Source organism: Mycobacterium sp. E2699 (assembly GCF_001666745.1).
In the GTDB taxonomy this organism is placed as follows: domain Bacteria; phylum Actinomycetota; class Actinomycetes; order Mycobacteriales; family Mycobacteriaceae; genus Mycobacterium.
The window spans coordinates 152,464-163,474 of sequence record NZ_LZJH01000126.1; the positions used below are offsets into that span (position 1 = coordinate 152,464).

Annotated in this window: 12 protein-coding genes; 5 read left to right on the plus strand and 7 right to left on the minus strand. The window is 69.1% G+C overall.

From position 1 onward, the window contains the following. The first annotated feature begins 100 nt into the window (after window positions 1–100). The gene (locus tag A5696_RS22210; protein WP_067883132.1) at window positions 101–691 is read left to right on the plus strand and encodes a response regulator transcription factor; all 591 of its coding nucleotides are present in this window, start codon (window positions 101–103) and stop codon (window positions 689–691) included. A 222-nt stretch (window positions 692–913) separates the two neighbouring features. Then, window positions 914–2,323: a bifunctional lysylphosphatidylglycerol flippase/synthetase MprF gene (locus A5696_RS22215; protein WP_067883133.1), complete on the plus strand. Its 1,410-nt coding sequence runs from the start codon at window positions 914–916 to the stop codon at window positions 2,321–2,323. A gap of 1 nt (window position 2,324) precedes the next feature. On the opposite strand, the gene A5696_RS22220 is transcribed toward A5696_RS22215, so the two are convergent. From A5696_RS22220 to acsA, 7 genes are all read right to left on the minus strand, one after another. After that, window positions 2,325–2,768: a pyridoxamine 5'-phosphate oxidase family protein gene (locus tag A5696_RS22220; protein ID WP_067883134.1), complete on the minus strand. Its 444-nt coding sequence runs from the start codon at window positions 2,766–2,768 to the stop codon at window positions 2,325–2,327. Between the two features lie 59 nt (window positions 2,769–2,827). Continuing rightward, a complete protein-coding gene (locus A5696_RS22225; protein ID WP_067883135.1) occupies window positions 2,828–3,805 on the minus strand; it encodes an NAD(P)H nitroreductase in 978 nt (325 codons plus the stop codon). A gap of 96 nt (window positions 3,806–3,901) precedes the next feature. Next, entirely contained in the window at window positions 3,902–4,162 is a 261-nt protein-coding gene (locus A5696_RS22230) for an acyl carrier protein (protein WP_067883136.1), read from the minus strand. A gap of 7 nt (window positions 4,163–4,169) precedes the next feature. Next, on the minus strand, window positions 4,170–5,390 hold the full coding sequence (locus A5696_RS22235) for a dihydrolipoamide acetyltransferase family protein (protein ID WP_067883137.1): 1,221 nt from the start codon (window positions 5,388–5,390) through the stop codon (window positions 4,170–4,172). After that, the gene (locus tag A5696_RS22240) at window positions 5,387–6,373 is read right to left on the minus strand and encodes an alpha-ketoacid dehydrogenase subunit beta (RefSeq protein WP_067883138.1); all 987 of its coding nucleotides are present in this window, start codon (window positions 6,371–6,373) and stop codon (window positions 5,387–5,389) included. The genes A5696_RS22235 and A5696_RS22240 overlap by 4 nt, the downstream gene beginning before the upstream one ends. Continuing rightward, window positions 6,370–7,347 (minus strand): pyruvate dehydrogenase (acetyl-transferring) E1 component subunit alpha, encoded by a 978-nt coding sequence (gene pdhA, locus A5696_RS22245; RefSeq protein WP_067883139.1) that lies wholly within the window; start codon window positions 7,345–7,347, stop codon window positions 6,370–6,372. The genes A5696_RS22240 and pdhA overlap by 4 nt, the downstream gene beginning before the upstream one ends. After that, window positions 7,344–9,152 carry an acetate--CoA ligase gene (gene acsA, locus A5696_RS22250; protein ID WP_067883140.1) on the minus strand — a complete coding sequence of 603 codons (1,809 nt, stop codon included), beginning with the start codon at window positions 9,150–9,152 and terminating at the stop codon, window positions 7,344–7,346. Before acsA ends, pdhA begins: the two co-directional genes overlap by 4 nt. Window positions 9,153–9,331: 179 nt before the next feature. On the opposite strand from acsA, the gene A5696_RS22255 reads away from it, so the two are divergent. From A5696_RS22255 to A5696_RS22265, 3 genes are read left to right on the plus strand one after another with little or no spacing between them, the layout of a single operon-like run. Next, window positions 9,332–10,318: a nitroreductase family protein gene (locus tag A5696_RS22255; protein ID WP_067883141.1), complete on the plus strand. Its 987-nt coding sequence runs from the start codon at window positions 9,332–9,334 to the stop codon at window positions 10,316–10,318. Beyond that, window positions 10,315–10,581: a DUF1918 domain-containing protein gene (locus A5696_RS22260; protein ID WP_067883142.1), complete on the plus strand. Its 267-nt coding sequence runs from the start codon at window positions 10,315–10,317 to the stop codon at window positions 10,579–10,581. The genes A5696_RS22255 and A5696_RS22260 overlap by 4 nt, the downstream gene beginning before the upstream one ends. A gap of 1 nt (window position 10,582) precedes the next feature. Further along, window positions 10,583–10,813 (plus strand): hypothetical protein, encoded by a 231-nt coding sequence (locus A5696_RS22265; protein WP_067883143.1) that lies wholly within the window; start codon window positions 10,583–10,585, stop codon window positions 10,811–10,813. Window positions 10,814–11,011: the final 198 nt, after the last annotated feature.

Here is an 11,011-nt window from a genome sequence, read left to right on the forward strand (position 1 = left end):
GCTTGTTCGCCGGCTGACCGCCTGCCAGGCACCGCACCGGGAATGACGGCGGTGCTCCGAATCGGGATTGTCCGGCCCTGGGGGAGGGGAGACTCGTCTCGTGCGACGCGTAGTCCGCGTGTTCCTCGTCGACGATGACGCCATCGTCCGGCACGCGCTGCGCGAGTTGATCGAATGCGACGCCGACATCGAGGTCGTCGGCGAAGCGGCCGACGTCGGCGAAGCGCTGTCGCGCATCCCGCCGTGCCGCCCCGATGTGGTGCTGCTGGATGACCGGCTGCCCAACGGCGGTGGGTTCGGCCTGTGCCGGGAGTTGCGTTCGCTGGTGCCGGGGCTGCACTGCATCATCCTCACCTCATTCGGGTCCAGCAGCGATCTTTTCGACGCGATGCGCGCCGGCGCCGACGGTTGCATCGTGAGAAACGCGAAGGGATCCGAAGTGGTCGCCGGGATCAAACGCGCCGCGGCCGGTGACCTGCTCTACGACACCGGCGCCGCGACCGCCTACCTCGCCGACCGGGCGCGCGCGAACCTCCTGGACGCCGCGTCGTTGACCGAACTCGAAGGTGAGCTTCTCGGTTTGGTCCTGCGGGGCCATACCGACGGCCAGATCGCTTCGCGAATGCGCATCGACGAGAGCGCTTTTCGCGCCTGCCTGTGGGGCCTGGTCTCGAAAGCCCGAGACGCGTAGCCGAGGTGCCGCGCAGCGCCGGCAGCCGGCTCAGCGCCGGGGACCAATGGCAATAACCGGAGGACAAACGGCTCTCCCCGATGCGGGCCGCGCCGATTAGCGTCGGGAGCGTCGTTGACGGCCGCCTCAAAACCCTGTCGGAAAAGGTTGATGTATGTCCGACCAGCCCGTTCGGCCCGCCGACGAATGCCTGCGCGACGCGGCCGGGAAACAGAGCGCGCCATGAGGACTAACCAGGGCAGCCGGGGGGCCGTCGCGGCGCGCGGCCGCGAGCGGGTTCTGGTCAGGGCCGACGTCCGGGGCGCCCGCCTCGGCAGCCTCGCAGTTCTGCTGTGCGCCCTGGCCTGGTTGACCGTGCTGGCCGCGCGCGAACACCTCGGCTACGAGCGGGCCGCCCCCGGCAGGTTCGGGTGGTCGGTGGCGCTGCTCGCCGCCGCGGCGCTGATCGCGCGCGGCATCTTTCTGGGCCGGCCGGTCACCACCGGGCACGCCGCGATCGCCGCCGCCGCGGTGGGCGCCGGATTGTGCGCGCACTTCCTGTCGTTCGGTGGGCTGGGGAACTTCCTCATCGCGGCCAGCGGGCTCGCGCTGATGTCGCCGACCACGGCCAAACCCCAACCGGAGCTACTGGATCGGGTGTGGCCGCTCGTCGACGCCACCCACGGGGACGCGCTGGCGCCCTTTGCCATGCACTCGGGCAAGAGCTACCACTTCAACGCCGACGGATCCGCGGCGATCGCATTCCGCACCCGCCTCGGGTTCGCCGTCGTCAGCGGCGACCCGATCGGCGACGCCGCCCGATTCGAAGGGCTGGTGGCCGATTTCGTCCGCATGTGCCGCGGCCGGGGTTGGCAGATCATCGTGCTGGCCGGCGGCGAGCGGCACGTCGCGCTATGGCGCGACGACGTGGTCGGGCAGAAGATGATCACGGTGCCGATCGGCCGCGACGTCGTCGTCGACGTTCGCCACTTCACGTTGCGGGGGCGCCGCTTTCGCAACCTCCGCCAGGCGGTGCAGCGCACCCGCAACAGCGGGATCACCACGCAGATCGTCGACGAACAGGGACTCGATCCAACACTGACCGCCGAGCTCACCGAGGTGCTCTACGCCGCCCACCGCGCGGCGCGCACCGAGCGCGGGTTCTGCATGAACCTCGACGGGGCCCTGCGGGGACGCTACCCGGGGGTGCAGCTGGCCATCGCGCGCGACCGGCGCGGGCGGGCGGTGGCATTTCACCGATACGCCACCGCCGACGCCGGGCTGGAAGTCAGCCTCGACGCGCCGTTCCGCCGCCCCGACGCGCCCAACGGTGTCGACGAGCGGCTCAGCGTCGAGATGATCACCGCAGCGAAAAGCCAAGGCGCGCTGCGCCTTTCGCTGGCATTCGCCGCGTTTCCGGAGATCTTCGATGCGGCGCAACCGACCCCGCTGCAGCGGGTCGCGTACCGCCTGATTCACCTGCTGGACCCGTTCATCCGCCTGGAGTCGCTGTACCGCTACCTGCGCAAGTTCCACGCGCTGGCCGAGCGGCGCTATGTGGTGGTGTGCGCCCACCACATCCCGGCCGCGCTGCTGGTGTTGCTGTCGCTGGAGTTCATGCCGCGGCCGCGCCGTCGGCGGCTGGTCCGATGACTCAGGTGCGATCCCGGCTGCCCAGCAGCGGCGGACCGAACCGGAACCGGCGGCCCGTGACCGTCTCGGGCATCACCCGCACGTAATGGTTCTTCTCCGACGACGTCCACGGCAGCAGCTGGGCGCGTTCGGCTTCCTCGATCTGCTCGTTGGTGCGCAGCGAGCGCGCCCTGCCCTTGACGATCACGCTCCAGCCCTCGGCGACGTTGTGGTCGTCGACCTCGAACAGCACGCGGTTGTTGATCGCGGTGCTGACCAGCTTGGTGCCCTCCGCGGTGCGGAACAGCACGGTGTGGTTCTGGACGACGTAGTTGACGGGGAAGATCTCGGGCTGGCCGTCCACGCTGGTGACCAGCCGCCCCAGCGTGACACCGGCCATCAGCTCCCAGCACTCGTGCACCGGCAGGATGGTCACCTCATCGTCGATCCCGGACGTCGGAGACATCAGCCACCCTTCTTTGATGGGTCGTGTTCGACAACAAGGCTATTGCAGAACCGCGGGTGCTAGCGGATCTCGAGGACGTCGCCCGGAGGGCGCCGCGGGGTGGGCGGCGGAACGGCCTCCAACGGCGGCGCTATCCCGGCGCGGATCAGCACCTGCGGGTGGCCCCCCTTGTCGAGCAGGCCGCGCACCACCTCGCGGCTCTCGTCCAGTTCGATCAGGTGGGTCAGTGTGCAGGTCGCCAGGAAGGCCATCGTGCACTCCAGCAGGACGGTCGACAACACCTCGCCGCACCGCAGCACATCCTCCCTGGTGTCCTTCGGGGTGGAGAGCACCAGGATTTTGGACCAGTCCACCGCCACCTCGGGGCGGCGATCCTCGTGGCTCCTGACCGGGAACTCGCGCGCCACGTCCACCCGGTGGCTTTCCCTGTCCGACAGCAGCGCGCCCGGCGGCACGCCCGCGTGCGACGCGAACGGCGAAGTCCACCATTGGAGTTCGGCGTGATACGAGGCGTCATCGCGGCGCAGCGCCTCGGTGAGCATGGAGGCCCGCGCCAGGCTTGGCCGGTGGTCGTCGGCGAGCACGTCGAGCATCACCACGTTCGCGTCGAACGCACCGCGCAGCACGGGCTCGAAGAGGCTCCAGTAGCTGGGCTGACCCATCGGAAGCCGGTCGGTTCTGCGTTGCATGATCGCGTTGGCGTAGTCGCGCTGCGCGCGCGTGACGTGTTCGACGGGACGGAATTCGACCGTCGCCAACCGGTCGGGCTCCTTGGCGTTGGGAAATCGGTCGATCTCCGTGCCCCAACCCGCGGCGAGCATCGCGACCCGGAAGTGATCGAGCGCGGCGCCACAGCTGAGGATCGCTTCCCGCCCGGAACGGTCCGTGCCCGGCACCGTCCGGTCGCGGTCGACGAACAGGTGCACAACCCCGTCTTCGGCCACCCACCGCCACGGCTGGCTGTTGTGCACCGACGGGGCCCGGCACGCGAGCTGCACCGCGCTCTTCAGGGTCTGGGTGTCCAGCGTCGCGATCATGGCATCGACGGTAGGCGAGTTCGCGGGCCGTGGGCAGGGCCGTTCGTCCCCGGTCGACGGGGGCATCGGTGGGCCGAAAGGCCCTGCGCCGCGCTGCTACGCACTGGGTGCCGTGGCGTTCTTTTCGACATAGCCGACGACGTCGGCCAGCGTCCGCAGCGATGCGTAGTCCGATTCGGGGATCTCGACGTGCAGCCGCCGGTGGATGCCGCGCAGAAAGCTCAGCCAGTCCATCGAATCGAGATCGACCTGGTCGCGAAGCAGGACGTCGTCGCGGATGTCGTCCGGCTCGACTTCGGGGGCGATGGTGGTCAGCACCGACAGCACCACCGCGCGGGTGTCTTCGTTCGTCGTCATTGCACACTCACTTTTCTAAGAGGTCGGGCTGCTGGAGCAGCTCGTTGATGGCTTTCAGGAACAGCGCACCCCGGTGGCCGTCGCTTGCCCGATGGTCGGCGGCCAGCGTGGCCTGCACCGCGGTCACGACCCGGATTCCGCCGTCGATGACACAGACGCGCTGAGCCTGCTGACCGAAACCGACCAGCGCCACCTGCGGCGGGTAGATGACTCCGAACACCGCGTCGACGCCCTGGTCGCCGAGGTTGGTGATGGTGATTGTCGGATCCGACATCTCGGAGCTCCGCAGCGAGAACGAGCGCGCCCGCGCCACGAGATCGGTGAGATCGTCCATCAGCTCGTCGAGCTTCTTCTCCGGGACGTCGTGGATGGCCGGGGCGACCAGGCCGCCGCCGCGCAGCGAGATCCCCACGCCGACGTGCACCCCGTTCGCGGGCTGAAAGCCGTCGTCCCGCCAGAACCCGTTGAACTCGCCGAATCGCTGCGCGGCAACGCCGACGGCCTTCAACAGCAGGACGGCCGGCAGCACCCGTTCGTCGATGGAGCGCTGCGCGTTGCGGGTGGTCAGCCACGTCATCGCGCTGTCCAGCACGATTTCCTCGGCGAGGTAGTAGTGCGGGATCTCCCGCTTGGAACGGCTCATCGCCGCCGCGATCGACTTGCGCATCAGCGCCGCGCGGTCCGCCGGCTTGGTCTTGGCCGGGGCCTCGGCGGCCGGTTTGGGAGCGGCAACGGCTTCGTGATGCAGGTGCGCGGCGGCGTGCTCGACGTCGATGATGGTCACGGCGCCCTGCGGACCGGTGCCGCTCACCGCATTGAGGTCGACGTTCTGCGACAGGGCCAGCCGGCGCGCGGCCGGCGATACCCAGCGGCGATGTTGCGGGATGCCGGGCGGTGTGACGGCGATGTGCGGCTTCGCCGGTGCCGCCTCCGGCTCGGTGACCTCGCTCGCCGCCGGCCGCGGCTTCGCGGGCCGCTTCTCCGCCTTCTCACCCGGGGCCAGCAGCGTCGCCAACGGGGCTCCCACTTGGACGGTTTCACCGACCGGCACGAGCAGCTCGCTGACCGTCCCCTCCTGCCAGCATTCGACCTCGACCGCGGCCTTGGTGGTTTCGACGACGGCCACGATCTGGCCGCGGGTCACCTTGTCGCCGGGCTTGACCAGCCACTCGTTGAGCGTGCCCTCGTCCATGTCGGCGCCCAGGGCCGGCATGGTGAACTCGATCATTGCCGCTCACCGAAGAGGTTCTGGACGGCGGCGACGATCTGGGCGGCCTGCGGCAGGGCCGCCTGTTCCAGGTGTTTCGCATACGGCATGGGGACCTCGGCGCTGCACACCCGGGCGATGGGGGCGTCGAGGTCGTAGAACGCGCCCTCCACCACGCGCGCGGTGATCTCCGCGGCCAGACTGCCGCTGCGCCAGGCCTCGTCGACGACCACGAGGCGATGAGTCTTGCGCACCGATTCGAGAATGGTGCCCTCGTCGAGGGGCCGTAGGATCCGCAGATCGATGACCTCGCAGTCGATTCCGGTCAGTGACAACTCATTGGCCGCGTCCAGCGCCTTCCACAGCGAGCCGCCGTAGGCGACCACGGTCACGTCGGTGCCGTTGCGCCGGACGGCCGCCCGGGCGATGTCGGTCGGGCCGAGCGCGCCGACGTCGGACGAGGTGTTGTAGAGCTGGACGTGCTCGAAGATCACCACGGGGTCCGGATCGGCCAGCGCCGGGCCCAGCATGCCGTAGGCGTCCTCGACGGTGGCCGGGGCCAGCACCTTGATGCCGGGGATGTGGGCGTACCAGGGTTCCAGGCTGTGCGAGTGCTGGGCGGCGAGCTGTCGTCCGGCGCCGGTGGCCATCCGGACGACGAGCGGGACGGAGAACTGCCCGCCGGACATATGACGAAGGGCCGCAGCGGTATTGACGATCTGGTCGAGCGCCAGCAGGCTGAAGTTCACCGTCATGACTTCGACGATCGGGCGCAGCCCGTTGATAGCGGCCCCGATCCCGATCCCCACGAAGCCCAGTTCCGACAGCGGCGTGTCGCGCACCCGTTCGGGACCGAACTCCTCCAGCAGGCCCTTGGACGCCGCGTACGTTCCGCCGTAGCGGCCGACGTCCTCTCCCATCAGCACGACGCGCGGGTCGTCGTTCATCGCGTCGCGCATCGCGTCGTGAACGGCGGACCGGTAGGTGGTCTTCGCGGTGTTCATCGCAGGGCCTCCGGCTGCGGGGTGAGGACGTCGCGTTCGAGATCCGCCACGTCCTCCCACGTTCCGGCCTCGGCGAACGCCACAGCGGCCTCGATCTCGGCGGCGGCCGCGTCTTCGATCTCACGCACGTCATCCTCGGAGAGGCTGCCGTCATCCAGGCACTTGTCGGTGAACGACCGGATCGGGTCGCGCTCGCGCCACTTCTCGACCTCGCCCTTGTCCCGGTACAGCTCGGGGTCGAACATCGAATGCGCCCGGAACCGGTAGGTGCGGAACTCGATGAAGAACGGCCCGCCGGTGTCGCGGACGTGATCGACGCCCTGCTGCGCGGCGACGTGGCACGCCTCGACGTCCATCCCGTCGACGGCCATCGTGGGAACGCGGTACGACGCCGCCTTGACGGTGAGGTCGGTCTGCGACTGCGCGCGGTCCAGCGCGGTGCCCATCGCGTAAAGGTTGTTCTCGCAACAGAACAGCACCGGCAGGTTCCACAGCGCGGCCATGTTCAGCGACTCGTGGAACGCGCCCTCGGCCACCGCCCCGTCGCCGAAGTAGCAGGCGGTCACCCGCTTCTGCTGCAGCATCGCGTCGGCCAGGGCGATGCCCACGGCCAGCGGCAGGCCGCCGGCGACGATCGCGTTGCCGCCGTAGAACCGCTTGGCCGCGTCGAACAGATGCATCGACCCGCCGCGGCCGCGTGAGCAGCCCTCCTGCTTGCCGAACATCTCGGCCATGATCGAGGTCATCGGGATGCCGCGCAGCAGCGCGTGCGCGTGCTCGCGATACGTCGCGACCACCGCGTCGTCGTCGGCCAGGGCGCGCAACGACCCGGCGGCGACGGCCTCCTCCCCGACGTAGAGGTGCAGGAACCCGCGAATCTTGGCCGCGCTGTACAGTTCCGCGCATTTTTCCTCCATGCGCCGGACCCGAATCATGTCGGTCAGCAGCTCATGGGCCAGCTTGGTGTCGGTCATGACGGCACCCCCTCGGTGTGGTGGTCAGGGTGTTTTTCGATCGTGGAGGTGTCGCCCTCGGGCAGGCCGAGTTCGCGGGCCTTGAGCAGTCGGCGCATGATCTTGCCGCTGCTGGTGTGCGGCAACGAGTCGACGAACTCGATCTCCTTGGGCGCCACGGTCGCGCCGAGCCGCTTGCGCGCGTGGCCCAGCAGCTCCAGGCGCAGGTCCTCGTCGCCGGTCACGCCATTCTTCAGCGTGACAAAGGCTTTGACCATCTCGCCGACCGTCGGGTCCGGTATGCCGATGACGGCGGCCTCGGCGACCGCCGGGTGATCGGTCAGCGCGCTCTCGACCTCGAACGGGCCGATCAGATGGCCCGCGGACTTGATCACGTCGTCCTTGCGCCCGACGAACCAGAAGTAGCCTTCGGCATCCCTTTTGGCCAGATCCCCGCTCAGGTACAGCCCGTCGGCGAAGGCGTTGCGGTACCGCTCCTCGTTGTTGAGGTAGCCGCGGAACATCGACGGCCATCCCGGCTTGAGCGCGAGCTCACCCTCGACGTCCGGTTCGTCGACGACCTCCGTGCTGCCACCGGACGCCTCGTCGTTGTGGCGCACGATGTAGGCGTCGACGCCCGGCAGCGGCCGCCCCATGGAGCCGGGCTTGATGTCGAAGGCGGGAGTGTTGGCGATCATGATGCCGCCGGTCTCGGTCTGCCACCAGTTGTCGTGAATCGGCAAGCCCAGCACCCGTTTTCCCCACCACACGGCCTCGGGGTTGAGCGGCTCGCCCACGCTGGCGATGAAGCGCAGCCGTGGGAATCGATACTGGGCGGGCAGCTCGGGGCCGGCCTTGATCAGCATCCGGATCGCGGTCGGCGCCGTGTACCACACCGACACGGCCTGGTCCTGCAGGATCTGGTACCACCGCTGGGCGTCGAAGTCGGCCTCGTCGACGATCGAGGTGACCCCGTGCAGCAGCGGGCTGATGATGCCGTAGGACGTTCCGGTGACCCAGCCGGGATCCGCTGTGCACCAATAGGTGTCGTCGGGATGCAGGTCCAGCGCGTACAGGCCGGTGACGTAGTGCATCGCCACGGCGCCGTGCACGTGGATCGCGCCCTTGGGTGTGCCGGTGGTGCCGCTGGTGAAGTGCAGCAGCGACGGGTCCTCGGCGGTGGTGGGCTCGATCGGCGCGTTCTCGTCGGCCGCGTCCAGCCAGTCCCAGAAGTTGAGCGTCCCGGGCGGTGGGTCGCCCCCGCGGCCGCCGTCGACGACGAAGACGTGGCGGACCGACGGCAGCCGATCGCGGATCTTGGCGATCTTGCGCTCGTAGATCGCCCTGGTGGTCACCAGCACGTCGGCCTGCCCGATGGTCACCCTGGTGGCGATCGGTTCCGGCCCGAAGGCCGAAAACAACGGCGAGATCACGCTGCCGTTGCGCAGCGCGCCCAGCATCGCGATGTAGAGCTCGGGGCAGCGGCCCATGATCGTGAAAACGCGGTCGCCCTTGTCGATCCCGAGCGAGCGCAGGGCGCTGGTGAACCGCTTGGCGAAGTGTCCGAGCTCCGCGTAGCTGAGGTCGTGCGTGGTGATCGCGCCGTTCCAGCCCACGTCGGCGACGAACCTCAGCGCCGTGCGCGTCGAGGCCGGGCCGTCGGCGTGCCGGTCCAGCGCGGCGTAGGCGATGTTGCACCGGCCCGGACCCATCCCTTCGCACAGCGCCGGCACGTCGGACCAGTGGAACTGCGCGCGTGTGCGTTCATAGTCCGTGAGGTTGGGACGGACGGAGAAGTCGTGGGGCGTCTTGCGGATCATTTCCATGGGGGCACATTTCTCCTCGCCTGGGCATCCTCATCGTTTGCCGGGCCCCGGTGCCGCAATAGAGACGAAAGTCATCAATGACCGGCCGGTCGTCCCGACGGTCGCGTCGGGCCCAATGACGTGGGGCAGGGGACCAAGGACCCTGGCGTCGATGTGCGCGCATGCCGGAGGGTGAGCGCATGACCCGAACGACGGTGGACACCGGCGTGATCACTAGCGCGGTGGAACTCGCGTGCCGTGCTCCGTCCCTGCACAACATCCAGCCGTGGCACTGGGTTGCGGGCGGCACGAGCGTCGACCTGTTCGTCGACCCGCGTCGAACGGTCACCGCGACCGACACCTCGGGTCGCGAGGCGATCATCAGCTGTGGCGCGGCGCTCGATCACTTCCGGGTGGCGATGGCCGCGGCGGGGTGGGCGACCGACGTCGATCGCTTTCCCAACCCGAACAACCTCGACCACCTCGCCGCTACCGACTTCGCCCCGGTCGACGACGTGACGCAGGCACGGCGCGATCGCGCCGACGCGATACTTCATCGCCGGACCAACCGCCTGCCGTTTCGCGCCCCGAGGCACTGGGGCACGTTCGAACCGGTCTTGCGGAGCTCGTTCGACAAGGACGCGGTGTTCCTCGACGTGCTGACCGAGGCGGCCAGGCCGCAGTTGGCCGATGCGTCCCGGCTCACCGACGCCCTGCGCCGCTACGACGATTCCTATCAGCATGAATTGCTGTGGTGGACATCGCCGTTGCGGGAGCAGGAGGGCATCCCCGACAGCGCGCTCGTCTCGCAGTCGGATGCCCGGCGGGTCGACGTCAACCGCCGGTTCCCCGTTGATCCGTCGGACGAGCGCAGCTCCGCGGGCACCTACGACGAGGCGAAGATTCTCGTGCTGTCCACCCCGCAGGACACCCGCGCCGACGCCCTGCGTTGCGGCGAGGCACTTTCGGCGATCCTGCTGGAGTGCACGATGGCCGGGCTGGCCACCTGCCCGGTCACGCACCTCACGGAACTGGTGTCCAGCCGGGACGTCATCGTCGACCTCACGGCCCGTCCGGCGTCGGTACCTCAGGTTCTGATCAGGGTCGGCATCGAACCCGAGGGCGAACCGGCCCCCAAGCCGACCCCGCGGCGGCCGATGCGGGAAGTGCTGGAGATTCGGCGATGAAGGCCGAAGCCGGGGACTGGCTGGTGATCAAGGGCGGCACGGTCGGGCGCCGCGACCTGCGCGGGCTGATCACCGCGGTGCATTCGCCGGAGGGCGAGCCGCCGTTTCGGGTTCGATGGCTCGACACCGACGAAGAGGCGACCGTGTTTCCGGGCCCGGACGCGATCGTCGTCACCGCCGCCGAGCAGAGGGCCGCCGACGAGCGCGCGCGGTCTCGGATCGCCGCGGTCCAGGCGGCGATCCACCGAGCGGACCGCGGCTGAAATGACTCCCGTGCCAAGCGGTCCGCCGTTGCTGACCGACGGCGACGTCGACACGCTCGCGTGGCAATTCCTGCACTCGCCCTACGCCGACGACGACTATGCCGACTGGCCGCTGGATCGGCGCCTCGACGGCTTCCTGCGCCGGCAGGGACTGGACCGCCTCGTGGAAGACGGCGACACCTACGACCTCATCCTCGACCGGGTGATGGCCTACATCGCCGCTCGCGCCTGATCGCGCTTTTGGGCACCGAAATCGACGCGAGCGCGCGGCCCACTCGCCCGTTGTCAAGTGGTTAGTGCAACATTTAGGCGGCTTGGCTAATTAGGTTGGCGAGGCGTTGGGCGGGTGTGTCGAGGTTCAGGGTCGGCCGGGGCCGGCTGTTGAGCTTGTCTTGGATGTGTTTGAGATCGGCTTTGGTGTGGCCGCTGA